This window comes from Buchnera aphidicola (Pseudoregma panicola) (assembly GCF_039376655.1).
In the GTDB taxonomy this organism is placed as follows: Bacteria; Pseudomonadota; Gammaproteobacteria; order Enterobacterales; family Enterobacteriaceae; genus Buchnera_G; species Buchnera_G aphidicola_C.
On record NZ_CP135000.1, the window covers coordinates 377,361 to 404,346 of the forward strand.

Consider the following 26,986-nt stretch of genomic DNA (forward strand, 5'->3'; position numbering starts at 1 on the left):
ATTTGTGTATTTTTTTTTTTAATAATAATTTTTTTAAATATATTTCAGCACTTTTAAAAATAGTAATCATATAAATTTCCAATACATTTTTTTTAATATTATTATAATAATATAACATATAAAAATTTCTTAATAACTGATTTTTAAAAAAAAATGAAAAAAAAAGAAAAAAAAAATATTATATTAGTACATGGATGGGGAATAACAAAAAAAATATGGAAAAATTTAATAAAACATTTAAAAAATAAATATAACATATTTATTTTAGAAATATGTAAATTTTTGGAAAAAAACAATCTTAATAAAAAAAAATTTAATTATATAGTAAATTACATGTACAAAAGTTTTAATAAAAATTCCATATGGATAGGATGGTCTATAGGTGGACTATTTGTAATGCAAATAGGATTAAATAATTATAATAAAAAATCTAAAATTATAACAATATGCTCTTCTCCATGTTTTTTAAAAAAAAAATCATGGGAAGGAATAAAAAAAAATAAAATTTCAAATATTTTAAAAAATTTATTAAAAAATTATAAAAAAACAATTAAAAATTTTTTTATAAAAAATACAAAAAATAAAAAATTTATAAAAAAAATATTAACAAATCAAAAAATACCTAAAAAAAATAGTATAAAAAAATGTTTTAATATAATGTTAAAAATAGATATTAGAAAATTAATAAAAAATTCTAAATCTAAAATATTTAGAATATATGGAGAATTAGATACTTTAATTTCTAATAAAATATATAAAAATATTTATATAAAAAAAAATAATGAATATTTTGTAATAAAAAAATCTAGTCATATACCATTTTTAACTCATACAAAACAATTGTCAAAAATAATAAATTATATTTTAAAAAAAAAATAAATTTTTTGTTTAAAAACTAGAATGTCTAAATTATAAATTCTAATTTCTAAACAAAATTACATATAAATAATGTTAAAAAGGAATTTCATCATCAAATTCTGAATCATTTCTTTCATTTAACAAAATATCTTTTTTAGAATAATTTTCATTTTCTTTAATATCATTTTTTTTTAAAATATTTTGTTTTTTAGAATCTGAATTTTTTAAATCAGAATTTTCTTTTGTTGAAGATTTAACAGAGTTACTATTTCTTGTTCCTAACATTTGCATAGTACCTCCTATATTTACAACAACTTCAGTGGTATACCTATCTATATTATTTTGATCTTGCCACTTTCTAGTTTGCAAAGATCCTTCTATATAAACTTGAGAGCCTTTTCTTAAATATTCTCTTGCTATTTCTGCTAATTTATTAAACAGAACAATTCTGTGCCATTCTGTTTTTTCTCTTGTTTCACCAGTATTTTTATCTTTCCATATTTCAGAAGTAGCAATATTCATATTAGCAACCGCTACTCCATTTGTCATATATCTTACTTCAGGATCTTGACCTAAATGACCTATTAATATTACTTTATTTATTCCCCTACTAGCCATAAAATCCTCTAAAATAAATTAAAAAATTAAAAACTTTATATATTTTTAATTTTAGTTTTAAATTTAAATTTAAAAAAAATAACATAAATGATAATATAAAAAATATTTTTATTTTAAAAAAAAATACATAAAATTTTCAAATTAATATTATACTATAAAAAATGATTAAAAAAAAAAATAATATTTATAGATTTTGCGTAGCTCCAATGTTTGGATATACTGATGAATACTGCAGAAAAATATATAGAATAATTAGTAAAAAAACTCTATTATTTACAGAAATGATATCTACTAATGAAATATTAAAAAAATCTAAAAAATTTATATATAATAAAAAAAAAGAAAACCCTATAGCAATACAAATATCTGGCTCAAATGAAAACGAAATATCAAAATGTGCAGAAATTTCTTATAAAAAAAATTATAAATATATAAATTTAAACATAGGATGCCCATCAATAAGAGCTCAAAAAGGAAATTTTGGAGCAATATTAATGAAACAACCAAAAATTATAATAAACTCAATAAATAATATATCAAATAATACTCCAATAGAAATTAGCATAAAATCTAGAATAGGAATAAACAAAAAAGATGATTATAAATTTTTAAAAGAATTTATATATAATATATCTACTAAAAGTACATGTAAAATATTTATTATACATGCTAGAAGAGCAATATTAGAAAATATAAGCACAAAAAAAAATTTAAAAATACCAAAAATAAATTATAATTTGGTCTATAAAATAAAAAAAGAATTTCCAAATCTAAAAATAATAATAAATGGAGAAATAAAAAACGTAAGAGAATCTTTAATTCATTTAAAATATACAGATGGTGTTATGCTTGGAAGAAACATATATAAAAAACCTATGATTTTAAAATCAGTAGACAATAAAATATATAATAAAAAAAAATATAAATCTAAAAAAATTTTATATAAAATATTTAAATATATTAATAAAAAAGTATCAGAAAAAATTCCTATGTATAAAATTACTAGACATATTATAAATATTTTTAAAAATAAACCTTATTCTTATATATGGAAAAAAATGATATTATCAAAAAAAAATCAAAAAAAAAATATTAAAAAAATTTTTAAAAAATATAAAAATTTTATAAAGCATAAAAAATTATAAAATATAATATAACATAATTACAATAAACATAAATAACATATAAAAAAATAATTAGATATTTTAAATGGAAAAAAATAAAAAAATATTTGAAAAATTATATAAAAATAGAAAAAATAATAAAAAAATACCACCTCATTCTATAGAAGCAGAACAATCTATATTAGGTGGATTAATGTTAGATAATAATAAATGGGATACAGTATCAGAAATAATAGTAGAAAAAGATTTTTTTATAATTCAGCATAGAATAATTTTTAATGAAATGAAAAATTTATTAGATTTAGAACATCCAATTGATTTAATAACTTTATCAGAATCTTTAGAACAAAAAAAAAAACTAGAAATGGTAGGAAGATTTTCTTATCTTGCAGAACTATCTAAAAATACCCCAAGTACAGCAAATATAAAAGCATATTCTAACATAGTTAAAGAAAGAGCAATAATAAGAGAAATAATATTAGCAGCTAATAAAATGATATCAGCAGGATATAATACAGAAGGAAGAAATAGTGAAGATTTATTAGATTATGCTGAATCTATAGTATTTAAAATCTCTGAAAGTAGAACAAGAAAAAAATCAGGACCTAAAAATATAGTTCAAATATTAGATTCTACTATATCTAATATAGAAAATTTAATGAAATCTCCAATTGAAGATATAACTGGCATAAATACTGGATATCAAGATTTAAATAAAAAAACATCAGGATTACAAAAATCAGAATTAATAATAATAGCAGCTAGACCTTCAATGGGCAAAACTACATTTGCTATGAACATTTGTGAAAATGTAGCTATGATATATGAAAAACCAGTTTTAATATTTAGCTTAGAAATGCCTGTAGAACAAATAATGATAAGAATACTATCATCATTATCCAGAGTTAACCAGTCTAAAATAAGAACCGGAAAATTAAATGATGAAGATTGGTCAAGAATATCTAGTACAATAAATATTTTATTAAAAAAAAAAAATATATATATAGATGATTCTTCTTCATTAACTACAACAGAAATAAGATCTAGATCTAGAAAAATATATAGAGAAAATAAAGGAATTAGTCTTATTATGATAGATTATTTACAATTAATGAAAATACCTTCTATAAAAGAGAATCGAACATTAGAAATAGCGGAAATTTCTAGAACATTGAAATCATTAGCAAAAGAATTAGAAGTTCCAATAATAGCTTTATCTCAACTAAATAGATCACTAGAACAAAGAGCAGACAAAAGACCTTTAAATTCAGATTTAAGAGAATCAGGTTCTTTAGAACAAGATGCAGATTTAATAATGTTTATATATAGAGATGAAGTATATTATGAAAATAGTGATTTTAAAGGAATAGCTGAAATAATAATAGGAAAGCAAAGAAATGGTCCTATAGGAACTATTAGGTTAACATTCAATGGTCATTGGTCTAGATTTGATAATTATTCTGGAATAAAATATAAATAAAAATATTAATTATATTAAAAATGTTTAAACTAATAATTTAATTTTTTAAAAATATTATTATAATGAAAAATATACATAATTTTAAAAAATAAAAAATATTATGAGATAAATTATGAAAATAAAAATAGGAGTAGTAATGGATCCTATAAACAATATAAATATAAAAAAAGATTCTACTTTTTCAATATTACTCGAATCACAAAAAAGAAATTATATTATATATTATATGGAAATAAAAGACTTATATATATATTCAAATAAAGCATATTCTAAAACAAAAATTATAAATGTAAAAAAAAATAAAAAAAAATGGTTTAAAATAATTAAAAAAAAAACTATCTTATTGTCTAAATTAGATATCATACTTATGAGAAAAGATCCTCCAGTAAATATGGAATTTATTTATTCAACATACATTTTAGAAAAAGCAGAGCAAAACGGAGCAATAGTAGTTAACAAACCAAGCAGCTTAAGAAATTTTAATGAAAAAATTTTTAGTATAGAATTTAAAAAATTTATTCCAAAAACATTAATAACTTCAAAAAAAAATACAATAAAAAAATTTATAAAAAAAAATAAAGATATTATTATAAAACCACTAAATGGAATGGGTGGACATTCAATATTTAGAGTAAAAGAAAAAGACAAAAATTTTTCTGTAATAGTTGAAACTATGACACAAAAAGAAACTAAATATTGCATATCACAAAAATATATAAAAGAAATATTAAATGGAGATAAAAGAATAATAATAATAAATGGAATTCCAATAAAATGGTGTGTTCATAGAATTCCAAAAAAAGGAGAAAATAGAGGAAACATAGCTGCAGGTGGAAAAATTAAATTAAAAAAAATAAATAAAGAAGATCTTAAAATATCTAAAATAGTTGGTAAATTTTTAATAAAAAAGGGTATAATATTAGCAGGAATAGATATAATAGGGAATAAATTAACAGAAATAAATATTACAAGTCCTACATGTATTAGAGAAATAGAAGATTTTTATAAAATTTCTATTTCAAAAATATTATTAAACTGTTTAGAAAAAAAAGTATTAAAAAAAAATATAAAAAATATAAATAGGTATAAAAAATGAAACCAGTATTACAAAACCATTTTTTAATAGCTATGCCAGGTATAGAAGATCCATTTTTTAAAAAATCAGTTATATACATATGTAAACATGATTCTAATGGAACTATGGGAATAATAATAAATAAACCTATAGAAAATTTAAAAATAAAAGATATATTAATAAAATTAAAAATAAAAGATATAAAAAAAGCAAATAAAGAAATAAATAAACCTGTTATTTTAGGAGGTCCTCAATATGGAGACAGAGGATTTATATTACATTCTTCTAAAAAAAAATTTTCATCAAGTATAAAAGTTTCTAAAGAAACTTTAATAACTACTTCTAAAGATATACTTGAGTCTATAGAAAAACTAGAAAATCCTAAAAATATACTAGTAGCACTAGGATATTGTTCATGGAAAAAAAATCAATTAGAAAATGAATTATTAGAAAATTCATGGCTTACAGCTCCAGCAAATAGTTATGTTTTGTTCAAAGTTCCTATGAAAAAAAAATGGGATGAAGCAGCAAAAATACTAGGAGCTGATATAAAAAAAATTGCAATAAATTTTGGGCATGCATAAAAAATGAACTATATATCCTTCGATTATGGAACAAAAAATATAGGTGTAGCTGTAGGACAAAAAATAACTAATACAGGAAATATATTAAATTCTATAAAAATAAAAAATAAAAATATATATTGGAAAGAAATAGAAAAAATAATAAAATTGTGGAATCCAAAATCTATAATAGTTGGTCTTCCATTAAACATGGATGGCACAGAACAAAAATTTACAAAAAAAACAAAAATTTTTGCTTTTAAAATTAGTAAAAAATTTAATATAAGAGTTCATATGCATGACGAAAGATTAAGCACTATAGAAGCTAAAAGAATTTTGTTTAAAAAAGGATTTAATAATTTAACTAAAAATAAAATAAATTCTACATCAGCATTAATAATACTAGAAAGTTGGTTTTTAAAAGTATTTTATAAAAAAAAATAATATAAATATGAAAAAAAAAATATATTTAAGTTTATATATACATATACCATGGTGTATAAGAAGATGTCCTTATTGCAATTTTAATATTTCAATTTTTAACGTAAAAAAAAAAAAAAAGTATATTAAAAAATATATAAAAAATATGTGCAAAGATCTTAAAAAAGATACTAAACTAATTAGAAAAAGAAAAATAAATACTATATTTATAGGAGGAGGAACTCCTACAATATTAACACATAAAGAAATATATATAATATTAAAGAAAATAAAACAAATAGTAAAGTTTTCTAAAAATATTGAAATAACTATTGAAATGGATCCTAAAACTGTAAAAAACAAAAATATAGTATTTTATGAAAAAATAGGAATAAATAGAATATCTATAGGAATACAAACTTTTAATAATAAAAAACTAAAATTATTAAAAAGAATGTATAAATGTAAAGAAGCTATAAAAATAGTAAAAAAATGTAAAAAAAATAAAAATACTAAAATAAATTTAGATATTATTCATAGTTTACCTAATCAATCATTATACGAAGCTCTAGTTGATATAAAAATTGCTTGTAAATTAAATCCAAATCATATTTCTTGGTATAAATTAGAAATAGAAAAAAATACTATTTTTTATAAAAGAAAAATAAAAAATACTGTAGAAAAAATTTATTTTAAAATATTAAAATATGGAAAAATTATATTAGAGAATAATGGATATAAACAATATGAAATATCTTCTTATTCAAAAAAAAATAACAAATCTAAACATAATTTGAACTATTGGAATTTTGGAGATTACATAGGAATAGGATGTGGCGCTCATGGGAAAATAACTATGAAAAATGGAAAAATAATAAGAACAATTAAAGAAAAAAATATAAAAAAATATAATTCAAAAAAGTATTTATATAAAATAATAGTTGTAAATGAAAAAGAAAAAATTTTAGAATTTTTTATGAACAAATTTAGATTATATAAAAAATTTTCAATAAAAGATTTTTATAAATATACAAAAATAAAAATAAATAAAATTTATAAAAAAATTTATAAAGCAGAAAAACAAGGTTATATAAAAATAATAAAAAAAAAAATAGAAACTACAAAAAAGGGAAAAAATTTTTTAGAAAATTTATTAGAAATATTTGTATAATTTAAATTTTTTTATATATTATATTATATATGTTTTTTTTTTTATTTTTAGCTATATTTTCATATTTAGTATTTATATTAAATTTAACATTTGAATTTTTATGTTTATTTTCAATAAAAAAAAATTTTTTAAAACAATTAAAAATTTTTATATTTTTTAAAATATATTTATAATATAATTTACAATCTGTCATTATATGTAATATACCATTTTTTATCAATTTTAATCTTACTAAAGACAAAAACATTAAATTTATTAATCTTCTTTTATTATGTTTTTTTTTTTTCCAAGGATCAGGAAAAAATATTTGAATTTTAAATATAGAATTATTTAATAACATATACTTTAAAACTTTTAATGCATCAAAATAAATTATTTTTAAATTTTTTATATTATGTTTTTCGCATTTTTTAATACAATATAAAATTCCATTTATATATACTTCAACTCCTAAAAAATTTGCTTTAGAATTTTTCACAACATCAAAAAATAATTTTCTTCCATTTCCAAATCCTATATCTAAAATTATAGGATATGAACAATTTTCAAATATATATTTTTTTTTTATATAAGAAAATTCTATACAAAATTTTTTCCAAAAATTTCTTATAATTGAAATATTAAAACTACTTAATTTTTTTCTCCTAATAACAAAACTTTGTATTTCTTTTAAATATATTTCTTTTTTTAAAATTTTTATTTTTTTTAAATTATTTTTTATTTTCATATTCTTTGTCAAAGAAAAATCAATTAAAATTTTTATAATTTTATTATAAAAAAATATTTAAAATATTTATACTATATATTATAATATAAATAATTAAATTATATAAAATATATAAATATTTAAAATATATATGAACAAAATTATAAAATGTCATTTTTTTAAAAAAAAATTAAAAAAACAAAAAAAACAAGAATACCCTGGCAAAATAGGAAAAAAAATATATAATAAAATATCAGAAAAAGCATGGAAAAAATGGAAACTAGAAGAAATAAAGTTAATAAATGAAAATAAATTAAATATGATATATGAAGATGACATAAAAAAATTAGAAAATTATATGATAAAATTTTTATTTAAAAATAATTAATATCTTTTTATAATATTTACTACATATTTTATATATAAAAATATATTTTTTATTAAAGAAATTTTTGTATTATCAAAATAATTTTTTTTTATTTTTTTTTTTAAATTTTTTATATATTTATTTAAAAATTTATAATTTATAATTTCAAAACAATGTTTTTTCCATTTTTTTTTTTCTGAAGAATTTAAAATTTCAATAAAATTTCTTGCTTTAAATCTAAAAAATAATTCATTCATTCTATAATCATAAAATAAAAATTTTTTTTTTAATACTTTTTTTATATCTAATTTATGAATATTTTTCATAATATTTCTATCATTATAATTAAAAAAATTTTCATATATTTTCATGTCTACATCAAGATTTTTTATTTCATTTTTTTTATCTTTCTCTAAAAAAAAATTTTTTAATAATAAAAAAAAATTCCATTTACGTTTTATATACAATATTTTATTAATTTTATTTTCTAAATTAAATTTAATTCTTTTAAAATCTTCTTTTCTTAATACAGATAATGGAGCAATTACTGGAGATTTATTAATATAAATAAATAAAATTCCAAATAAAAATAATTTTTTAATTTTTAAATTTAAATATTTTTTTTTACAAATATAATATATAAAAAATTTTATATCTTTAGATAAATCAAACATAACAGCTATATTAGAATTTTTAGGATGAATAAATAAAAATAAAATAGTAGACAAATTAAAATTTTTTGTTTTAAAAAGACTAGAAGAAAAAAAAATTGGTTTCCAAATATTTTTATTTATTATTAATAAAACATTTTTTTTTAATCTCATTTTTAATATATAGTAAAACAATTTTTTATTTTTTTTTTTTAAAAATTTAGCAACAGAAATAGTAGCACGAACATCATAAACTGCATCATGAGCTTTTTTATGAAAAATATTATTTTCTCTTGTAAAATCTATTAATTTAAAACTAACACATTTTTTTTTATTTCTTTGTGGCCATTTTATATTTTCAGGTCTAAAAGAATAATAAGCTCTTAACATTATTAAAATATCCAATCTAGAACTATTATTCTTCCAATGCCAACTATATGGATCAAAAAAATTTCTGTAAAACATATTTCTAGTAAATTCATCATCAAAATTAAAATTATTATATCCTACAATACACGTATTTTTTTTAGAAAAAATTTTATTTATTTTTTTTGCAAAAAAATATTCATTAAAATATTTTTTTTTAAATAAATCTAAAGGTGATATTTTAGTTATAAAAATAGATTCTATGTTAGGTAAATAATCTACAGAAGGAATACAGAAAAAACAAATATCAGGACTAATAATGTTTAAATTAAAATCTGTTATAACACAAGAAAATTGAAATGGTTTATCTAAATATGAATTAATTCCAAAAGTTTCATAATCATAAAAAATAAAATAAAAATTTTTTAATAACATTTTTTAAAAAAATATAAAAAATAATTTTTTCTCCTCCGACTGGAGTCGAACCAGTGACATACGGATTAACAGTCCGCCGTTCTACCAACTGAACTACAGAGGAAATTATAATTATTATTATTAATTAATAAATTATTAATGTCAAATTATTTTAAAAAAAAAAAAAATATATATAGAAAAAAAAAATTATATATAATATAATTTATAAATAATATATATGATGGCCCTTTAGCTCAGTGGTTAGAGCACACGACTCATAATCGTTAGGTCGCTGGTTCAAATCCAGCAAGGGCCAAAAAAAATTTTTAAATAATTTTCAATAATTTTAAAAAATACAAATATTTTTTATATATAATGACAAACAAAAAAAGATTATTTAATAGATCATTTTTAGAAATGAGACCTGTAATTTTTAAACAAAATTATACTTCTCATTCTGACGGATCAATATTAATAAAAATAGGAAATACATCAGTTCTATGCAATGCTTCTATACAAGAAAAAGTACCTTTCTTTATAAAAGGACAAAAAATAGGATGGATAAATGCAGAATATGGAATGATTCCTACTGCAACTCATAAAAGAAATATAAGAGAATCTATACAAGGCAAACAAAAAGGAAGAACAATAGAAATACAAAGATTTATTTCAAGATCTTTAAGAGCTTCTATAAATTTAAAAAAATTAGGAGAAAGAACAATTTTATTAGATTGTGATGTATTAGAAGCAGATGGAGGAACAAGATCTGCATCTATAACAGGATCTTATATAGCAATGGCTATAGCATGCAAAAAATTAGTTAAAAAAAAAATATTAAAAAAAAATCCAATAAAAACTTTATTAGCATCAATATCTGTAGGAATAGTAGATAATGAATATATGTGCGATTTAGACTATAATGAAGATTCAAGAGCATATTCAGATATTAATATAGTAATGGATTCAAATGAAAAAATAGTAGAAATACAAGGAACAGCAGAAACAAAAACTTTTAAAGAAAAAGATCTATACAATCTTATATCAATAGCAAAAAAAAACATAAATTTTTTAATAAAAAAACAAAAAGATATAATAAAAAAAATTTAATAATAAAATTTTATTAACATTTTTCTTATATCTATAATAATTTTTTTTTTATTTTTAAAATTTTTGCATTAAAATAGATATAAGAATATAATAATTTATTATATATTTTTTATAATAAATAAATACTTTATTTTGGTAAAATTTCTATATAAATATTAGATTTTATATTTTTATGTAATTTAAATAAAACATTATAAGTTCCTAATTTTTTTATAAAATTATTTTCTATATAAACATTTTTTTTATTTACTATTATTCCAATTTTTTTTAAATTATGTACAATAATTTTAGAATTTACAGAACCGAACAATTTTCCGTCCTTACTAGATTTTGCAAAAATTCTTATTTTTTTTAAATTGTCCAGCTTGATCTTCATATCATGAAAAAATGAAATTTTATTTTCTATTATTTTTTGACTTAAAATTCTTTTTTCATTAAATTTTTTAATATTTTCTTTATTAGCTAATATAGCCTTTCTATTAGGAAATAAAAAATTTCTAGCATATCCAGGCTTAACATCAACTATATTTCCTTTTTCTCCTAAATTTAATACTTTTTCTGATAATATTATTTTCATTTAATTTTTAATAAATTTCTAATTTTATATTATATTTTTATTTATGTTTATCAGTATAAGGTAATAAAGATAAATATCTAGCTTTTTTTATAGCTTTAGAAAGCTTTCTTTGATATTTTGATTTTGTTCCAGTAATCCTACTAGGAACTATTTTCCCATTTTCAGTAATATAATTTTTTAACAAATTTATATCTTTATAATCTATTTCTTTTATTCCTTCTGAAGTAAATCTACAAAATTTTCTTCTTCTAAAATATCTAACCATATTTTTATATCTCTTTAAAATATTAAAAAATTATTTACTATTTTTTAATTTTTTTTCAGCATCTTTTATTAAAAACATAGGAGACTTATTCAATATAGGATTTTTTACAGAAATTATAAGATTTCTTAATATGTTTTCATCAAATCTTATTTTATTTTCTAAAATTTTCATAGTATCTTTTAACATTTCTATATTAATTAATACATAATGACCCTTATGAATTTTTTTTATAGGATAAGACAAATGTCTTCTTCCCCAGTTTTCTAATCTATGAACAATTCCTTTATTTTCTTTTATAAAATTTATATATTTTTCTAAAATATTAGTAACTAAATTACTATTTCCAGGATGGAATATTAAAACTATTTCATAATTTTTCATATAAAAATAAATACCATGTAAAAAAAATTAATTTAAAAAATATATAAAAAATTTAAAAAACATTATTACATAATATAAATGTTCTTTTCTAAAACTTTTAAAATTTTATATTTAGCATCTTCTAAATCTTCAGAAGATAAAAAATATAAATTTTTCCAAGATCTTATCCATGTCATTTGTTTTTTTACTAACTTTTTTGTAGCAAAAAATATTTTTTCAAACATTTCGTTATATGTAATTTTTTTATTTATAAAATCCCACATTTGCGAATAACCTATACAATTCATAGATTGAAATTTTATATTTAAAATATTATTTTTAAAAAGTTCATAAACTTCTTTTTCAAAACCAGAATCTATCATTTTTTGTAATCTTAAAACTATATTTTTATTCAAAAAATCCATATTTTTAGGTATTAAAACAAATTGTAAAACTTTGTATGGAAACTTATTTTTTCTTAAAAAACTACTTTTTTTTTTCCAGTAGTATAATATACTTCTAAAGCTCTAGAAAGTCTATATATATCATTTTTATTTATATTATTAGCACTTTTAAAATCTATTTTAAAAAGTTTTTTATATAAATTTGTAGAACTATTATTTTTAATATAATCAAAAATTCTATTAATAAGATATTTATTTTTTTCAGGCAAATTTATTAGTCCATTTAAAAGTATTTTATAATATAACATTGTACCTCCAACTAATAAAGGAACCTTTTTTTTTAAAAAACATAATTTTATTTCTCGTAATGCATCATAATAAAAATTTGCTACAGAATATCCTTCATTAGGATATATTATATCAACTAACTTATGAGGAAACTTTTCTAATTCATATTTATTAGGTTTAGCAGTTCCTATGTTCATATTTTTATAAACTAATGAAGAATCTACACTAATTATCTCTGCGTTAATTTTATTATAAATTTTCATAGCTAAATCAGTTTTTCCACAACAAGTAGGCCCCATTAAAAAAATTACTGTGTTATTGTTTTTGTTCATAAAATTATTTTGAATTTAATATATATAATATGCTTAATAAATTTTTTATATTGTTTATAAATGGAAACATATTTTGTTACCTATAAAAATTTTAATATATAATATATAATAATATATTATTAATAATTTTAAAACAATTTTATTTTTTCCATTTTTTATAATATTTTATTAACCCACTTGTAGAACTATCATATTTATGATTAATTTTTTTATTTTTTTTTAAATGTTCATATATAATATTAGATAAACTTTTTCCTAATTCTACACCCCATTGATCAAAACTAAAAATATTTAAAATTATACCTTGAACAAATATTTTATGTTCATACATAGATAATAATGCTCCTATACTTTCAGGATCAATATTTTTAAATAAAATAGTATTAGAAGGAATGTTACCTAAAAATTTTTTATATAATTTTAAATTTTTTTTACAATATTCTATTTTTTTTATATTTTTTTTTAAAGTTTTTTTTCCAAAAGCTAATGTTTTTGTTTGAGCAAAAAAATTAGACAATAAGTTTATATTATGCTCACAAAAAATTTTATTATTATTATTTACAAAAGAAATAAAATCACAAGGTACAAATCTTGTTCCTTGATGTAAAAGTTGAAAAAAAGAATGCTGACAATTAGTACCAACACCACCCCATATTATTTGACTAGTATTATATAAAATGTTTTTACCATTTTTATCAACATTTTTTCCATTTGACTCCATATTCAACTGTTGAACATATTTAGTAAACTTACTTAATCTATCACTATATGCTAGAACAGCTTCTGTATCTGCATTAAAAAAAATATTATACCAAAAACTTATTAAAGAAAGTATTACTGGAATATTTTTATTATATCTTGTTTCATAAAAATGATTATCCATTTTGTTAGCTCCATCTAAAAATTTTAAAAAATTTTTATATCCTATAGATAACATTATAGATAAACCAACTGATGACCAAACAGAATATCTACCTCCAGTCCACTTAAAAATTTTAAAAATATTTTTTTTATTTATTCCAAATTTTATAACTTCTTTTTTATTATTAGAAATAGCATAAAAATGTTTATAAAAAAAATTATTATTATAAAATTTTTTATTAAAATATTTTTTTATACTTTTAGCATTTTTAATAGTTTCATAAGTTGTAAAAGTTTTAGAAATTATAAAAAATAAAGATGTATCTAAACTTATTTTATTCAAAACATCTATTAAATTATTATTATCTATGTTAGATAAATAATGTATTTTTAAATGATTTTTATAATCTTTTAATGCATTGTTAACCATTTTAGGACCTAGTTCTGAACCACCTATTCCAATATTAACAATATCGGTTATTTTTTTATTAGTAAAACCTCTAATTTTTCCATTTATTACATTTTCAGAAAAATTTTTCATTTTTTTTAAACAATTTTTAATTTTTATCATTATATTTTTTTTGTTTAAAAAAAAATTAGAATTACATGGTTTTCTTAAAGCTATATGTAATACAGAACTATTTTCAGTTTTATTTATTTTTTTTCCTAAAAACATTTTTTTTATTTCTTTTTTTATTTTAATTTCTTTTGCAAATTTAAATAAAAATTTCATAGTTTCATCATTAATTATATTTTTTGAGTAATCTAAAACCATAATATCCATAAAATTTATAGAAAATTTATCAAATCTATTTTTATCATGTAAAAAAAAGTCTTTAATATGTAAATTTTTAATTTTTTTAAAATTTTTATGTAACATTTTAAAATATTTTTTTTTATTAAAACAATATTCCATAATATTTCTCAATTTATTTATATTATTAAAAAAAAATAAAACTAAATTTTATATAAACATAAAATAAGTTTATAGTAATATTTTAAACAAAACATCACAATTTATAAAAAAAAATAATTTAAAAAAAATATAAAAATATGAAATATAAAAAATTAATATGGATAGATTTAGAAATGACTGGATTAGATCCAAAAAAAAATTTTATTTTAGAAATTGGAATAATAATTACAGACAAGGATTTAAATATTAAAACAAAAGGAATATCAGTAACTATACATCAAAATAAAAAAGTATTAAAAAAAATGGATAGTTGGAACAAAAAAACACATAAACATAGTGGTTTATTAAAAAAAGTAAAAAAAAGTAAATATAATGAAAAATCTGCAGAAAAAAAAATTATAAAATTTATAAAAAAATTTGTAAAAAAAAATGAATCTCCTATGTGTGGAAATTCTAATTTTGTAGACAAAATTTTTTTAAAAAAATTTATGCCAAATTTATTAAATTATTTTCATTATAGATCAATAGATGTAAGTACTGTTAAAGAAATATTTAAAATGTGGAAAAAAGAAGAATATAAAAAATTTGAAAAAAATAAAAATCATACTACTATAAAAGATATAAAAGAATCTATAAAAGAACTTTTATATTATAAAAAAAAATTTTTTATATGTAAATAAAAAATATTTACAATAAAATAAAAACTTGTCTAAAAAAAAATATTAATATATAATTTACAAAATAAGCGGGAATAGCTCAGTAGGTTAGAGTGCAACCTTGCCAAGGTTGAGGTCACGAGTTCGAATCTCGTTTCCCGCTAAAATTTTTTAAATAATTTAATATAAGAAAATATATAATTCATATTAGTAAATGTTCTTAAATAATTAAGACATATAAAACAAAATTATATAATATTCTAATAAAAATGTTAAAAACAATATTTTTAATTATATAACTAATTTTGAAAATTTTTAAATCTTTTATTAAATCTTTCTATTCTACCACTAGTATCAACAACACGCTGTTTCCCAGTAAAAAATGGATGACATGAACCGCATATGTCCAAATTAATAGATTTTTTTTTTATAGTAGAAAAAAATTTTATATTATTACCACATGAACAAAAAGCATTTACTTTTTGATAATTAGGATGTATTTTTTTTTTCATAATATTAAAACCTTTTTTAAAATAAAACAAAATTAAATATATAAATTTATATAAAATAGATAATAAAAATATAATATATATAAAAATTTAAAACAACGTATTAAAAACATAATGTGTTTAAATAATTAAAACATTAATATAAAAATTTTAATATATTTTAAAATATCTAAAAGGAATTTTATGACAACTATATTGAGTGTACGTTTAAAAAAAAAAGTAGTAATAGGTGGAGATGGTCAAGCAACACTAGGAAGTACAGTAATAAAAAGTAATGTAAAAAAAGTTAGAAATTTATATAATAAAAAAGTTATAGCTGGATTTGCTGGAGGTACAGCAGATGCCTTCACTCTATTCGATTTATTTGAAAAAAAACTTTTAGTTCATCAAGGTCAATTACAAAGATCTGCTATAGAATTAGCAAAAGATTGGAGAACAGATAAAATATTAAGAAAATTGGAAGCTTTATTAGCTGTAGCAGACAAAAACACGTCTCTTATAATTACAGGTAATGGTGATGTTATACAACCTGAAAATGATTTGATTGCAATAGGATCAGGAGGATCATATGCTCAAGCGTCAGCTCAAGCTTTATTAAAACATTCTAACTTAACAGCAAAAGAAATTGTTAAAGAATCTTTAACAATTGCATCTAATATTTGTATATATACAAATCAAATTTTTACAATAAAAGAACTATCTTCAGAAAAATAAGGATTAAATATGTCAGAAATGACTCCCAAAAATATTGTTAAAGAATTAGATAAATTTATAATAGGACAAAGAAAAGCAAAAAAAGCAGTAGCAATAGCATTAAGAAATAGATGGAGAAGAATGAAAGTAAAAAAAGATATTAGACATGAAATCACTCCTAAAAATATATTAATGATAGGACCTACTGGAGTTGGAAAAACAGAAATAGCTAGAAGACTAGCAAAATTAGCAAATTCTCCATTTATAAAAATAGAAGCAACAAAATTTACTGAAGTTGGATATGTAGGAAAAGAAGTAGATTCTATAATAAGAGATTTAACTGATTTAGCTATGAAAATAGTGAGAGTTCAAATAATAGAAAAAAATAAAGAAAAAGTAAGAAAAATAGCAGAAGAAAAAATATTATCAGTATTAGTTCCAACAGTTCAAAATAACTGGGGAATTCAAGATTCTAATCAAAGACCATTAGCAACAATACAATCATTTAGAAAAAAACTTAGAGAAGGAAAGTTAGATGATAAAGAAATAGAAATAAATGTTTCAGTAACACCACTAGGAGTAGAAATAATGGCTCCTCCAGGAATGGAAGATTTAACAAATCAATTGCAATCAATATTTCAAAATTTAGGAAGTAGTAAAAAAAGAACTAGAAAATTAAAAATAAAAGATGCAATGAAAATTTTAATAGAAGAAGAAGCATCTAAATTAATTAATCCAGAAGAAATTAAAAAAAAAGCTATAAATGCAGTAGAACAAAAAGGTATAGTATTTATAGATGAGATAGATAAAATATGTAGAAGAAGTGGTATAAATTCAGGACCTGACATTTCTAGAGAAGGAGTTCAAAGAGATCTATTACCGTTAGTAGAAGGATGCACAGTATCTACAAAATATGGAACTGTAAAAACAGATCATATATTATTTATAGCATCTGGAGCTTTTCAAATATCTACTCCATCAGATTTAATACCAGAATTACAAGGAAGATTACCTATTAGAGTTGAATTAAAATCATTAACTATAAAAGACTTTGAAAGAATTCTTACAGAACCTAATTCATCTATTACAATTCAATATAAAGCTTTAATGAAAACAGAAGGAATAGAAATAAATTTTAAAAAAAGTGGTATAAGATGTATAGCAGAAGCTGCATGGAAAGTTAATCAATCAATGGAAAATATAGGAGCTAGAAGATTACATACAGTTATGGAAAAATTAATGGAAGATATTTCATTCAATTCAAACGATAAAAAAAATACATCAGTAGAAATAAATAAAAAATATGTAGAAAAACATTTAGAAAAATTTGTTTCTAATGAAGATCTTAGCAAATTTGTACTATAAAATATTAAAAAATAAATATAAAATTTTTTTCTTATCTTAGAAACAATCTAAGATAAGAAAACTAACTAAAAATATAATTAATAAATTTTATATAATTTTAAAATATTAAATCAAAAATATTTTTTTATTTTTTTTTCACTACAATATATTATAGTATATAATATAAAATAAATAAAATTTTTTAAAAATATCATAGGTATAAAAATGACAGAATGGATAGAAGCAACAATAATAAAAATAAAAAAATGGAAATTTCCACTGTTTAGTATAATTGTTAATGCAAAAATATTACCATTTAAAGCAGGACAATTCACAAAAATAGCAATATTAAAAAATGGAAAAAAAATACAAAGAGCATATTCTTATGTAAATTCTCCAAAAAATAAAAATTTAGAATTTTATGTAACATATGTAAAAAATGGAGTTATAACAAAACATTTATATGATCTAAATCCTGGAAACAAAATTATTATAAGCAAAAAATCTTTTGGATTTTTTACATTAACAGAAATACCAAAAACAAAATACTTATGGATGATATCAACAGGAACTGCTATAGGTCCATATTTATCTATATTACAATATGGAGGAAAAGAAATAAAAAAATTTAATAAAATAATATTAATACATGCAGTTAGATATAAAAATCAACTTAATTATAAAAAAATATTAAAAAAAATAAAATTAAAATATAATAATTTTATATTTCAAAAAGTAGTAAGTAGAGAAAAATTAAATAAAAAATATTTATTTGGAAGAATACCAAAATTATTAAATGATAATGTCATAGAAAAAAAAATGAATATAAAAATAAATAATAAAAATTCGCATTTTATGATTTGTGGAAATCCTGACATGGTAAAAGATACAAAACAGATATTAATAAAAAAATATAAACTTAAAAAAAATTTAAGAAAATTACCTGGAAACATAACAACAGAAAATTATTGGTAAAAATAAAATATTTTATTAAAACTAAATTTAGTTAACAATTATATATTGTAAAAGGAATTACTTGAGAAATATTATCTTTTTTTAGTTTTATCATAATTATTCTATCTATACCTATAGCAACTCCTGAACATTTTGGTATTCCTTTTGACAATGCATCTAGAAAAAAATTATCTAATTTTACTTTTTCTAATCCTATTTTTTTTCTAATAGAATTTTCATTATTAAATCTATTTTCTTGTTCTTTTCTATCTATTAATTCATTGAATCCATTTGCTATTTCTATTCCTTTAAAAAAAACCTCAAATCTATTAGCTAAATTATTATTTTTTTTATTTATAGATGATGATAGAGATTGATCAGAAGGAAAATGATAAATAAAAATTGGTCTGTCTTTTCCCAAATTTTTTTCTATTCCTATTAAAAATAATATTTCCAGTAAATCTTTTTTATACAAAAATTTTAAATTTTTTATTAAATGAAAATGTTCTAAATATATTATTTTTTTTACTAAATCTTCTTTATTTGACTCAAATGGATCAATATTTAAAAATTTTATAAATATTTCTTTATAAGAAAAAATTTCAGATTTTTTAAAATTAAATATTTTTTGAAAAAAAAAATCTATTTTTTTAATAAATTTAAACATATTACAATTTATTATATAAAACTCAAGAATAGTAAATTCAGGATTATGATATTTTCCAAATTCTTCATCTCTAAAACTATGACATATTTGATATATAGATCCTATTTTTAAAGAAAGTAATCTTTTCATATGATATTCGGGACTAGGTATCATCCATAAATCTATATTATTTTTAATACTATTATCATAGTATTTAGTTTTGAAACATTTTATATTACAATCAGGAACTGCATGTCTAGACAACATAGGAGTATCTACTTCAATAATATTTAAATTATTAAAAAATTTTCTAATTTTAAACAGAATTTTAGATCTATATATTAAATCTTTTTTATTTATAAAATTATTATATTTTTTTCTTTTATTCATAAAAATATTAAAAAATTTTTGTAAGTTTACAAAACAAACAATTGTTTTGTAAACTTTTTTAAAAATTAACAAATTATATAAGTGATAAAAAAATATTTATTTATTTAATAAAAAATAAATTTTTAATTATTGGATTACTAATTTTAGAAAAAACTACATTAGTTTTCATACCATATGAACTTATTGTATTTAAATATGGAGCTCCAACATTATTAAAATCATTAAAATCTCTAGATTTAGTAATGCTGCATATGTCTACTTCAAAACTATTTTCGTCAATTCTATGTATATTATAAGAAATTTTTGGATGATAAAAAGTACATTTTAATATATCTGGATATTTAGATATAATTCCAAAGAAAGATTTTGCTAAAACTCCTTCTTGAGCAAAACAAGATACTAATTTTCTATCTGATATATTAGGTAATAAATTTTTAAATTTTTTTAAAATTTCTCTAGGATCTTTGTTTTTTGTTATAGATTTTCCATTAATAGACATTTCAACATGACCTAGTTCAGACATAAAAATTTTATGCAAATCTTCTTCATTGTTTCTATTTAAATAATCAAAATGACTTCTTATATCTTTTCCAAATTTTACTAAAGAAAAAGATTCATTAGCATCGTTAAGCAATTTCCATTCATTTCCTTGATTATCTTTTTCTTCTATTTGTTTATTAGATTTTGTTTCATCAACTTTAGACACCACTTCACAACATCTATTATGTAAAGGAAATCCATTCATATGAACAACTTTTGCATCATGTTTATAACCAACTTTATTTTCAACAGGATCTTTAATACTTTTAGGTTTATAAAAAGAAATAGGATCTACACTTTTGTCTTTTAAAATATCATAACCTTGAAAAGGATTTGTAACATGAAGAGCTTTATGTAAATTACTTTTATTTTTTTTATTTATACCTTTAACATTTTTAGTCAAATTTTTGTTTAAAAATTTATTTTTACTAATGTCTAAAGTTATATCTTTAGAACTATATATATTAGTAAATTTATTTGAACCTTCTAAAATAGCAGAATATGACATTTTAGCATTAATTTTAACTTTATTTTTATAATCTTCTTTAAAAACAGTTAAACTTGGTAACACAGTAGATATTAAATCATTATCTTCAACATCATTTTCTAAATTATCAATTTTAGAACCTTTATACCTAAATAATTTAGATGTGAATGAAATTTCATGTTTAATTTTATCATAAAAAAGTGTAAATTTTGCAGATTCTTCACCTTCATTAATATGTTTTATTATCTGAAATTTATTAATAGTTAGTGATGATAAATCGTTTTCATTTTTTTTAACAACTTTTTCATGTTTCTTTAATACTTTTGCATTATCTTTTTTATTTAAATTATTGTTAGATATTTTTATAACAGTTTTTTTTATATTATTATTAAAAAATGGCTTTTTTTCAGGCACTAATGTAATTATTGCACTTACTTCAGGATTTTCAATTGAATCAACTTTATAATCTTGAAACATATCTTTTTCGTTTTCTTTAGTACTATCTTTAGAATTAACATTTATAACATTTTTTGAAGATGTTATTTTACTTATATTATAAACATATGACATAATATTATGCCTTAAATGCATATTCTATAATTTTAGTTTAATTAAATTTTTTATATTTAGTCAAGTAATTTATTTAATCAAAAAAAATATAAATTTTTAAATATTTTATAAATGTATGTAAAGATATTAAAAAAATTAAAAAAAATAATATAAATATTAAAAAATTTATTACAATTAATAAAAAAATAAATTATAAAAAATTATTTATATTTATTTTACCATCATATACATGAGCAGTATTTCCAGACAATAAAATATTTTTTAATTTTTTTTCGTAAAAAATATTTAAATTGCCTCCATTTAAATTAACTAAAACATTTTTATTTAAAAAATTATTTTTTACACCTATTACTACTGAAGCACATGCACCACTTCCACATGATTTAGTTTCTCCAACACCTCTTTCATATGTTCTAACATTAATTTCTTTTCTAGATACTATTTCTACAAAATTTACATTAACACCCATAGGAAACAAAAAATATTTTTCTAAAAATGATCCTATCATGTCTACTTCAGCTAAAGAAATGTTATCTACAAAAATTACACAATGAGGATTTCCTAAAGATACTATAAAATATTTTATTTTTTTTGAATTTATTAAAACATGATATCCATTTTTAGAATACTCTTTCAAAAAAGGAATCTTACATGGATCAAAAATAGGTTGAGATAATTTAACTGAAACAATATTTTTATTTATATTCTTCAAAAAAATTGTTTGATTCTTAGTCATAACAAAAATGTCTTTTTTTTTAGAAATATTTTTTAAATATATAAATCTTCCAAAACATCTTACACCATTAACACATTGAAAAACCTCTGTTCCATCAGAATTAAAAATCTTATAAAAAAAATCTATTTTTTGATTTAAACTTTCTTCTACCAAAATTAATTGATCAAAACCTATTCCAATATTTCTATTTGAAAGTTTTCTAACAATAGATTTTGTAAAAATAATTTTATTATTTATATTATTAAATATTGCAAAATCATTTCCTAAACCATGCATTTTCGAAAAATTTATTAACATAATAAAATTTTTTCTTATATAAAATATAATTTAAATAATTTCAAAAAAATGTACATAATAAAAAACAAAAAATTGATCGGCGAAAGAGGATTTGAACCTCTGACCTACTGGTCCCAAACCAGTTGCGCTACCAAGCTGCGCTATTCGCCGATATATATTATAAAAATAAACAGTGTTATGGGTGATTAATGGGATTCGAACCCATGACCACTGAAACCACAATCCAGGGCTCTACCAACTGAGCTATAATCACCAATTTATTTAATTAAAAAATAAATATAATATACAAATAAAAATTTATTAAATAATATTTTTTTATTATTAAAAATATTTATATATTATATAAAAATATATAATAATTATATTACATAAAAAAAATATTTCAATAAAATATTTAAAATATTATTTAATAAAATTAATAATATGTTTAAAAATTTTTAAAATTTTTATTTTAAAATATTGTAAATTTTATAAATTTTCTATGATCTTTTCATCATTTCAAAAAAATCATTATTAGTTTTAGTCATAGATAATTTGGTAATTAAAAATTCCATTGCATCAATTTCACTCATAGGATGTATTATTTTTCTTAAAATCCACATTTTTTTTAATTCTTCTTTAGAAGTTAATAATTCTTCTTTTCTAGTTCCAGATCTATTATAATCTATTGCAGGAAATACTCTTTTTTCAGCAATTTTTCTAGATAAAGGTAATTCCATATTTCCTGTTCCCTTAAATTCTTCATATATAACTTCATCCATCTTAGATCCAGTATCTATTAATGCTGTAGCTATTATAGTTAAACTTCCTCCTTCTTCTACATTTCTGGCAGCGCCAAAAAATCTTTTAGGTCTATGTAATGCATTAGCATCTACACCACCTGTTAAAACTTTTCCAGAAGCTGGAACAACAGTATTATAAGCTCTTGCTAATCTAGTTATAGAATCTAATAAAATAACAACATCTTTTTTATGCTCTACTAAACGTTTTGCTTTTTCTATAACCATTTCAGAAACTTGAACATGTCTAGAAGCTGGCTCATCAAAAGTTGAAGCTACAACCTCTCCATTAACTAATCTTTGCATTTCTGTAACTTCTTCTGGTCTTTCATCTATTAGCAATACCATTAAAACACAATCTGTATAATTATGAGCTATGCTTTGAGCAATATTTTGTAATAACATTGTCTTTCCAGCTTTTGGAGGAGCAACAATCAATCCTCTTTGCCCTCTTCCTATAGGAGACGATAAATCTAACACCCTAGCAGTTATATCTTCTGTAGAACCATTACCTCTTTCCATTCTTAATCTAGAATTAGCATGTAATGGAGTTAAATTTTCGAATAAAATTTTACTTCTAGAACTCTCAGGTTTATCATAATTAACTTCATTAACTTTTAATAAAGCAAAATATCTTTCACCTTCTTTAGGTGGTCTTATTTTTCCAGATATAGTATCTCCAGTTCTTAAATTAAATCTTCTTATTTGACTAGGAGAAACATATATATCATCTGGACCAGCTAAATAAGAACTGTCAGAAGATCTTAAAAATCCAAAACCATCTTGTAATATTTCCAATACTCCATTTCCAAATATATCTTCTCCTCCTTTTGAATGTTGCTTAAGTATTGAAAAAATAATATCTTGTTTTCTCATTCTTGCTAAATTTTCTAGCCCCATTTTTTCACCGAGAATAATTAGTTCAGAAACCGGGTTATTTTTTAGTTCGGTAAGATTCATTATTTTTATATTCTTAGTAAACTGGGATTTAAATCTTGTAACTATTATTAAATAGATAATAATTTTTATTTAAATACAAAAAATTAATAAAATTATTTTTAATTATTTTAAGATCTTATATAATATAAATTATATTATATTTTATATACATAAACCAGCGGTTTTAATAAATAAAACCGCTTTTTTAAATTTTAATTTTATATATAATTATTAAATAAATTTTTTAATTGACTTTTAGAAATAGAACCTATTTTAGTTTCTTTAATAATTCCATTTTTAAATAAAATTAAAGTTGGTATACTTTTAATAAAATATTTTTTTGATATATAATTATTTTTTTCTACATCAACTTTACCAATTTTTATTTTATTTATATATTCTTTTGATAAATCTTCTAAAATTGGCATTAAAATCTTACAAGGACTACACCAGTTAGCCCAAAAGTCTACTAATATTAAGCATTTTTTTTCTAAAACTTTTTTTTTAAAATTACTATCATTTAATTCAATTATTTTATTTGTTGTCATAAATATTATCTATAAAAAAAAGATGTAAAATATTTTATAAAAAATTTAAAATTATTAAATCCATTTTAAATCTTTTTTAGGTAATTCATTTATAAATCTACTAGGAGTAGTATTAATATTTTCACCAAATTTTTTTCTAATTTTAGAAAAAGTTAAAGTTAACTGTTTTTTAGCTCTTGTTATACCAACATATGTTAATCTTCTTTCTTCATCAATATCATTATTAACTATACTAGTATAATGGGGTAATATTCCTTCTTCCATTCCTATTATAAAAACAAATGGAAACTCTAATCCTTTAGATGCATGTAAAGTCATTAATTTTACAAATTGTTTTTCTTTAAAATCTTTTTTTTCATTTTCATCTTCTACTAACATTTTTTCTATTATTTCTTGAAAAATTAATTTATAATTTTTATTTTTGTTCTTACAAAAATTTTTTACCCATAACAAAAAAATTTTTAAATTTTTTATAGAAAGATTTAATTTTTCTTTATTATAATTTTTTCTTTTTATCCAATTAATATAATTTGTATCTTCCACTATTTTATATAATACTTTACTAGGATTATGTTTTGAAAAAAATAGAATTTTATTAAACCAAAAAATAAAATTTTTTAAATTATTTATACTATTTTTATTTAAAAACTTATCTAATTTTTTATTTAAACATGATTTAAACAAACTAATATTATTTTTTTTAGATAATATTTTTAATTTGGATAAAGTAATTTTTCCTATTTTTCTATTAGGAGTATTAATAACTTGTAAAAAAGAAAAATCATTATTTGGATTTATTATTAATTTTAAATAATTTAACAAATTTTTTATTTCTAACGTATCAAATAAAGAAGTATTAGAAAATATTTTATATGGTATAGACCTTATTAAAAGAATTTTTTCTAAAATTTTTACTTGTTGATTATTTCTATATAAAATAGCAAAATCATTATATTTATAATTATTTAAAATACAAAATTTATTTATTTCATTAACTACTCTGTTACATTCATCAAATTCATTATTAGCGGATATTATATTTATAGAAGAACCATATTCAAGATTAGAAAACAATTTCTTAGAAAATAAATGAGAATTATTAGAAATTAACATATTTGCAGCATTTAAGATTCTTCCCGAAGATCTATAATTATGTTCTAGCTTTATTATTTTTAAATTTGGATAATCATTTTTTAATAAAAAAAAATTATTAGGATTAGCACCTCTCCAAGAATATATTGATTGATCATCATCTCCAACTAAAGTAAAATTTTTAGAATTGTTCAACAATTTTATAAGTTTATATTGAACAATATTAGTATCTTGATATTCATCTACTAATAAATATTTAACTTTTTTTCTAAAAATATTTCTTAAAAGTATATCATTTTTTAATAATAAAACAGGTAAAAAAACTAAATCATCAAAATCTAAAATATTAAAATTTCTTAAATATTTTTCATAAACTTCATAACAATTTGCAAAAATATAATCTAAAGAACTTTTAGCCATTTTTTTAGCTTTTCTGAAATCTATAAGTTCATTTTTACATTTAGAAATAAAAAAAATTAATTTTTTTAATAACTTTAAATCTTTATTTAAAAAAAATTTAGTAATATCTTTTAAAATAATATTTTGTTCATATCTATCAAATATAGAAAAATTTTCTTTTGTATATAAATTTTTATTATCCAATTTCAAAATTTTCATACCTAAAGAATGAAACGTGTAAACATTTTTAAAATAAGTCCTATTTTTTCCTAAAATGTTTTTAATTCTTTCTTTCATTTCATTTGCTGCTTTATTAGTAAAAGTTAATGCAAAAATATTTTCTGCTTTTATTCCCTTACTTTTTATTAAATAAACAATTTTATTTATTATTACTCTAGTTTTTCCAGATCCAGCTCCAGCTATAACTAAACAGGGATCTGAAATAAATTCTACAGCATATTTTTGCACATAATTTAATAACATAA

The 26,986-nt window shown here is 18.9% G+C and carries 29 protein-coding genes and 5 tRNA genes; 15 read left to right on the forward strand and 19 right to left on the reverse strand.

Features of this window, described 5'->3' with window-relative positions:
• The first annotated feature begins 153 nt into the window (after positions 1–153).
• Positions 154–879 (forward strand): hypothetical protein, encoded by a 726-nt coding sequence (locus RJT18_RS01870; RefSeq protein WP_343154748.1) that lies wholly within the window; start codon positions 154–156, stop codon positions 877–879.
• A 72-nt stretch (positions 880–951) separates the two neighbouring features.
• Here RJT18_RS01870 and ssb read toward each other — a convergent pair whose 3' ends face one another.
• Positions 952–1,476 carry a single-stranded DNA-binding protein gene (ssb, locus tag RJT18_RS01875; RefSeq protein ID WP_343154749.1) on the reverse strand — a complete coding sequence of 175 codons (525 nt, stop codon included), beginning with the start codon at positions 1,474–1,476 and terminating at the stop codon, positions 952–954.
• Between the two features lie 161 nt (positions 1,477–1,637).
• On the opposite strand from ssb, the gene dusA reads away from it, so the two are divergent.
• The 6 genes from dusA (at position 1,638) to hemW (ending at position 7,309) form a co-directional block, all read left to right on the forward strand.
• The gene (gene dusA / locus RJT18_RS01880; RefSeq protein ID WP_343154750.1) at positions 1,638–2,621 is read left to right on the forward strand and encodes a tRNA dihydrouridine(20/20a) synthase DusA; all 984 of its coding nucleotides are present in this window, start codon (positions 1,638–1,640) and stop codon (positions 2,619–2,621) included.
• A 64-nt stretch (positions 2,622–2,685) separates the two neighbouring features.
• Positions 2,686–4,080 (forward strand): replicative DNA helicase, encoded by a 1,395-nt coding sequence (gene dnaB / locus RJT18_RS01885; RefSeq protein WP_343154751.1) that lies wholly within the window; start codon positions 2,686–2,688, stop codon positions 4,078–4,080.
• A gap of 112 nt (positions 4,081–4,192) precedes the next feature.
• Positions 4,193–5,176 carry a glutathione synthase gene (gshB, locus tag RJT18_RS01890; protein WP_343154752.1) on the forward strand — a complete coding sequence of 328 codons (984 nt, stop codon included), beginning with the start codon at positions 4,193–4,195 and terminating at the stop codon, positions 5,174–5,176.
• Positions 5,173–5,739, forward strand: coding sequence for a YqgE/AlgH family protein (locus tag RJT18_RS01895; RefSeq protein WP_343154753.1), 567 nt, complete (start codon positions 5,173–5,175; stop codon positions 5,737–5,739). The genes gshB and RJT18_RS01895 overlap by 4 nt, the downstream gene beginning before the upstream one ends.
• 3 nt (positions 5,740–5,742) lie before the next feature.
• The gene (gene ruvX / locus RJT18_RS01900; RefSeq protein WP_343154754.1) at positions 5,743–6,162 is read left to right on the forward strand and encodes a Holliday junction resolvase RuvX; all 420 of its coding nucleotides are present in this window, start codon (positions 5,743–5,745) and stop codon (positions 6,160–6,162) included.
• A 7-nt stretch (positions 6,163–6,169) separates the two neighbouring features.
• Positions 6,170–7,309 carry a radical SAM family heme chaperone HemW gene (gene hemW, locus RJT18_RS01905; protein WP_343154755.1) on the forward strand — a complete coding sequence of 380 codons (1,140 nt, stop codon included), beginning with the start codon at positions 6,170–6,172 and terminating at the stop codon, positions 7,307–7,309.
• A gap of 1 nt (position 7,310) precedes the next feature.
• On the opposite strand, the gene trmB is transcribed toward hemW, so the two are convergent.
• Entirely contained in the window at positions 7,311–8,036 is a 726-nt protein-coding gene (gene trmB, locus RJT18_RS01910; protein WP_343154756.1) for a tRNA (guanosine(46)-N7)-methyltransferase TrmB, read from the reverse strand.
• A gap of 130 nt (positions 8,037–8,166) precedes the next feature.
• Between trmB and RJT18_RS01915 the strand changes: the two genes are divergently transcribed.
• Positions 8,167–8,403, forward strand: a complete 237-nt coding sequence (locus RJT18_RS01915; RefSeq protein ID WP_343154757.1) for an oxidative damage protection protein — start codon at positions 8,167–8,169, stop codon at positions 8,401–8,403.
• On the opposite strand, the gene sbcB is transcribed toward RJT18_RS01915, so the two are convergent.
• Both sbcB and RJT18_RS01925 read right to left on the reverse strand, forming a co-directional pair.
• Complete coding sequence (gene sbcB, locus RJT18_RS01920; protein WP_343154758.1) at positions 8,400–9,833, reverse strand: exodeoxyribonuclease I; 1,434 nt, start codon at positions 9,831–9,833, stop codon at positions 8,400–8,402. The genes RJT18_RS01915 and sbcB overlap by 4 nt on opposite strands.
• A 30-nt stretch (positions 9,834–9,863) precedes the next feature.
• A tRNA-Asn gene (locus RJT18_RS01925) sits at positions 9,864–9,936 on the reverse strand.
• Positions 9,937–10,055: 119 nt separating this feature from the next.
• Between RJT18_RS01925 and RJT18_RS01930 the strand changes: the two genes are divergently transcribed.
• A tRNA-Ile gene (locus tag RJT18_RS01930) sits at positions 10,056–10,128 on the forward strand.
• Positions 10,129–10,187: 59 nt separating this feature from the next.
• Positions 10,188–10,919 carry a ribonuclease PH gene (gene rph / locus RJT18_RS01935; protein ID WP_343154759.1) on the forward strand — a complete coding sequence of 244 codons (732 nt, stop codon included), beginning with the start codon at positions 10,188–10,190 and terminating at the stop codon, positions 10,917–10,919.
• Between the two features lie 127 nt (positions 10,920–11,046).
• On the opposite strand, the gene rplI is transcribed toward rph, so the two are convergent.
• From rplI to pgi, 6 genes are all read right to left on the reverse strand, one after another.
• Positions 11,047–11,496 carry a 50S ribosomal protein L9 gene (rplI, locus tag RJT18_RS01940; RefSeq protein ID WP_343154760.1) on the reverse strand — a complete coding sequence of 150 codons (450 nt, stop codon included), beginning with the start codon at positions 11,494–11,496 and terminating at the stop codon, positions 11,047–11,049.
• Between the two features lie 37 nt (positions 11,497–11,533).
• Complete coding sequence (rpsR, locus tag RJT18_RS01945; RefSeq protein WP_343154761.1) at positions 11,534–11,761, reverse strand: 30S ribosomal protein S18; 228 nt, start codon at positions 11,759–11,761, stop codon at positions 11,534–11,536.
• Positions 11,762–11,791: 30 nt separating this feature from the next.
• Positions 11,792–12,142, reverse strand: a complete 351-nt coding sequence (gene rpsF, locus RJT18_RS01950; RefSeq protein ID WP_343154762.1) for a 30S ribosomal protein S6 — start codon at positions 12,140–12,142, stop codon at positions 11,792–11,794.
• Between the two features lie 65 nt (positions 12,143–12,207).
• The gene (locus tag RJT18_RS01955; protein WP_343154968.1) at positions 12,208–12,636 is read right to left on the reverse strand and encodes a hypothetical protein; all 429 of its coding nucleotides are present in this window, start codon (positions 12,634–12,636) and stop codon (positions 12,208–12,210) included.
• On the reverse strand, positions 12,600–13,145 hold the full coding sequence (miaA, locus tag RJT18_RS01960) for a tRNA (adenosine(37)-N6)-dimethylallyltransferase MiaA (RefSeq protein ID WP_343154763.1): 546 nt from the start codon (positions 13,143–13,145) through the stop codon (positions 12,600–12,602). Before miaA ends, RJT18_RS01955 begins: the two co-directional genes overlap by 37 nt.
• 139 nt (positions 13,146–13,284) lie before the next feature.
• On the reverse strand, positions 13,285–14,922 hold the full coding sequence (gene pgi, locus RJT18_RS01965; RefSeq protein ID WP_343154764.1) for a glucose-6-phosphate isomerase: 1,638 nt from the start codon (positions 14,920–14,922) through the stop codon (positions 13,285–13,287).
• Positions 14,923–15,059: 137 nt separating this feature from the next.
• Between pgi and orn the strand changes: the two genes are divergently transcribed.
• Together orn and RJT18_RS01975 are read left to right on the forward strand one after the other, a co-directional pair.
• Positions 15,060–15,602 carry an oligoribonuclease gene (gene orn / locus RJT18_RS01970; RefSeq protein ID WP_343154765.1) on the forward strand — a complete coding sequence of 181 codons (543 nt, stop codon included), beginning with the start codon at positions 15,060–15,062 and terminating at the stop codon, positions 15,600–15,602.
• 65 nt (positions 15,603–15,667) lie between these two features.
• A tRNA-Gly gene (locus RJT18_RS01975) sits at positions 15,668–15,741 on the forward strand.
• Positions 15,742–15,877: 136 nt separating this feature from the next.
• On the opposite strand, the gene rpmE is transcribed toward RJT18_RS01975, so the two are convergent.
• Entirely contained in the window at positions 15,878–16,090 is a 213-nt protein-coding gene (gene rpmE, locus RJT18_RS01980; protein ID WP_343154766.1) for a 50S ribosomal protein L31, read from the reverse strand.
• 180 nt (positions 16,091–16,270) lie between these two features.
• On the opposite strand from rpmE, the gene hslV reads away from it, so the two are divergent.
• The 3 genes from hslV to RJT18_RS01995 all read left to right on the forward strand — a co-directional run bounded on the left by hslV (position 16,271) and on the right by RJT18_RS01995 (position 19,099).
• On the forward strand, positions 16,271–16,801 hold the full coding sequence (gene hslV / locus RJT18_RS01985; protein ID WP_343154767.1) for an ATP-dependent protease subunit HslV: 531 nt from the start codon (positions 16,271–16,273) through the stop codon (positions 16,799–16,801).
• A gap of 9 nt (positions 16,802–16,810) precedes the next feature.
• Entirely contained in the window at positions 16,811–18,145 is a 1,335-nt protein-coding gene (hslU, locus tag RJT18_RS01990) for an HslU--HslV peptidase ATPase subunit (RefSeq protein ID WP_343154768.1), read from the forward strand.
• A gap of 204 nt (positions 18,146–18,349) precedes the next feature.
• Positions 18,350–19,099: an FAD-binding oxidoreductase gene (locus RJT18_RS01995; protein WP_343154769.1), complete on the forward strand. Its 750-nt coding sequence runs from the start codon at positions 18,350–18,352 to the stop codon at positions 19,097–19,099.
• 31 nt (positions 19,100–19,130) lie between these two features.
• Here RJT18_RS01995 and epmA read toward each other — a convergent pair whose 3' ends face one another.
• The 8 genes from epmA to RJT18_RS02035 form a co-directional block, all read right to left on the reverse strand.
• Positions 19,131–20,114 (reverse strand): elongation factor P--(R)-beta-lysine ligase, encoded by a 984-nt coding sequence (gene epmA, locus RJT18_RS02000; protein WP_343154770.1) that lies wholly within the window; start codon positions 20,112–20,114, stop codon positions 19,131–19,133.
• A gap of 100 nt (positions 20,115–20,214) precedes the next feature.
• A complete protein-coding gene (locus RJT18_RS02005; RefSeq protein WP_343154771.1) occupies positions 20,215–21,711 on the reverse strand; it encodes a hypothetical protein in 1,497 nt (498 codons plus the stop codon).
• A 190-nt stretch (positions 21,712–21,901) separates the two neighbouring features.
• Entirely contained in the window at positions 21,902–22,744 is an 843-nt protein-coding gene (gene dapF, locus RJT18_RS02010) for a diaminopimelate epimerase (protein ID WP_343154772.1), read from the reverse strand.
• Positions 22,745–22,820: 76 nt separating this feature from the next.
• Positions 22,821–22,894: transfer RNA gene (locus RJT18_RS02015), tRNA-Pro, on the reverse strand.
• Between the two features lie 30 nt (positions 22,895–22,924).
• Positions 22,925–22,997: transfer RNA gene (locus tag RJT18_RS02020), tRNA-His, on the reverse strand.
• A 226-nt stretch (positions 22,998–23,223) separates the two neighbouring features.
• Positions 23,224–24,483 carry a transcription termination factor Rho gene (rho, locus tag RJT18_RS02025; RefSeq protein WP_343154773.1) on the reverse strand — a complete coding sequence of 420 codons (1,260 nt, stop codon included), beginning with the start codon at positions 24,481–24,483 and terminating at the stop codon, positions 23,224–23,226.
• A gap of 197 nt (positions 24,484–24,680) precedes the next feature.
• Positions 24,681–25,010: a thioredoxin gene (gene trxA / locus RJT18_RS02030; RefSeq protein ID WP_343154774.1), complete on the reverse strand. Its 330-nt coding sequence runs from the start codon at positions 25,008–25,010 to the stop codon at positions 24,681–24,683.
• Between the two features lie 54 nt (positions 25,011–25,064).
• On the reverse strand, positions 25,065–26,984 hold the full coding sequence (locus tag RJT18_RS02035; protein ID WP_343154775.1) for a UvrD-helicase domain-containing protein: 1,920 nt from the start codon (positions 26,982–26,984) through the stop codon (positions 25,065–25,067).
• Positions 26,985–26,986 lie beyond the last annotated feature (2 nt).

Bases quoted from the DNA above. Each gene is read 5' to 3' on its own strand.
- dusA (WP_343154750.1), top strand. From the start codon at position 1,638: ATGATTAAAAAAAAAAATAATATTTATAGATTTTGCGTAGCTCCAATG.
- pgi (WP_343154764.1), bottom strand. From the start codon at position 14,922: ATGGAATATTGTTTTAATAAAAAAAAATATTTTAAAATGTTACATAAA.
- dapF (WP_343154772.1), bottom strand. From the start codon at position 22,744: ATGTTAATAAATTTTTCGAAAATGCATGGTTTAGGAAATGATTTTGCA.
- dnaB (WP_343154751.1), top strand. From the start codon at position 2,686: ATGGAAAAAAATAAAAAAATATTTGAAAAATTATATAAAAATAGAAAA.
- trmB (WP_343154756.1), bottom strand. From the start codon at position 8,036: ATGAAAATAAAAAATAATTTAAAAAAAATAAAAATTTTAAAAAAAGAA.
- rplI (WP_343154760.1), bottom strand. From the start codon at position 11,496: ATGAAAATAATATTATCAGAAAAAGTATTAAATTTAGGAGAAAAAGGA.
- orn (WP_343154765.1), top strand. From the start codon at position 15,060: ATGAAATATAAAAAATTAATATGGATAGATTTAGAAATGACTGGATTA.
- gshB (WP_343154752.1), top strand. From the start codon at position 4,193: ATGAAAATAAAAATAGGAGTAGTAATGGATCCTATAAACAATATAAAT.
- hslV (WP_343154767.1), top strand. From the start codon at position 16,271: ATGACAACTATATTGAGTGTACGTTTAAAAAAAAAAGTAGTAATAGGT.
- hemW (WP_343154755.1), top strand. From the start codon at position 6,170: ATGAAAAAAAAAATATATTTAAGTTTATATATACATATACCATGGTGT.
- miaA (WP_343154763.1), bottom strand. From the start codon at position 13,145: ATGAACAAAAACAATAACACAGTAATTTTTTTAATGGGGCCTACTTGT.
- sbcB (WP_343154758.1), bottom strand. From the start codon at position 9,833: ATGTTATTAAAAAATTTTTATTTTATTTTTTATGATTATGAAACTTTT.
- ssb (WP_343154749.1), bottom strand. From the start codon at position 1,476: ATGGCTAGTAGGGGAATAAATAAAGTAATATTAATAGGTCATTTAGGT.
- epmA (WP_343154770.1), bottom strand. From the start codon at position 20,114: ATGAATAAAAGAAAAAAATATAATAATTTTATAAATAAAAAAGATTTA.
- rpsF (WP_343154762.1), bottom strand. From the start codon at position 12,142: ATGAAAAATTATGAAATAGTTTTAATATTCCATCCTGGAAATAGTAAT.
- RJT18_RS01870 (WP_343154748.1), top strand. From the start codon at position 154: ATGAAAAAAAAAGAAAAAAAAAATATTATATTAGTACATGGATGGGGA.
- RJT18_RS01995 (WP_343154769.1), top strand. From the start codon at position 18,350: ATGACAGAATGGATAGAAGCAACAATAATAAAAATAAAAAAATGGAAA.
- rpsR (WP_343154761.1), bottom strand. From the start codon at position 11,761: ATGGTTAGATATTTTAGAAGAAGAAAATTTTGTAGATTTACTTCAGAA.
- ruvX (WP_343154754.1), top strand. From the start codon at position 5,743: ATGAACTATATATCCTTCGATTATGGAACAAAAAATATAGGTGTAGCT.
- rph (WP_343154759.1), top strand. From the start codon at position 10,188: ATGACAAACAAAAAAAGATTATTTAATAGATCATTTTTAGAAATGAGA.
- RJT18_RS01915 (WP_343154757.1), top strand. From the start codon at position 8,167: ATGAACAAAATTATAAAATGTCATTTTTTTAAAAAAAAATTAAAAAAA.
- RJT18_RS02035 (WP_343154775.1), bottom strand. From the start codon at position 26,984: ATGTTATTAAATTATGTGCAAAAATATGCTGTAGAATTTATTTCAGAT.
- hslU (WP_343154768.1), top strand. From the start codon at position 16,811: ATGTCAGAAATGACTCCCAAAAATATTGTTAAAGAATTAGATAAATTT.
- RJT18_RS02005 (WP_343154771.1), bottom strand. From the start codon at position 21,711: ATGTCATATGTTTATAATATAAGTAAAATAACATCTTCAAAAAATGTT.
- rho (WP_343154773.1), bottom strand. From the start codon at position 24,483: ATGAATCTTACCGAACTAAAAAATAACCCGGTTTCTGAACTAATTATT.
- RJT18_RS01895 (WP_343154753.1), top strand. From the start codon at position 5,173: ATGAAACCAGTATTACAAAACCATTTTTTAATAGCTATGCCAGGTATA.
- rpmE (WP_343154766.1), bottom strand. From the start codon at position 16,090: ATGAAAAAAAAAATACATCCTAATTATCAAAAAGTAAATGCTTTTTGT.
- trxA (WP_343154774.1), bottom strand. From the start codon at position 25,010: ATGACAACAAATAAAATAATTGAATTAAATGATAGTAATTTTAAAAAA.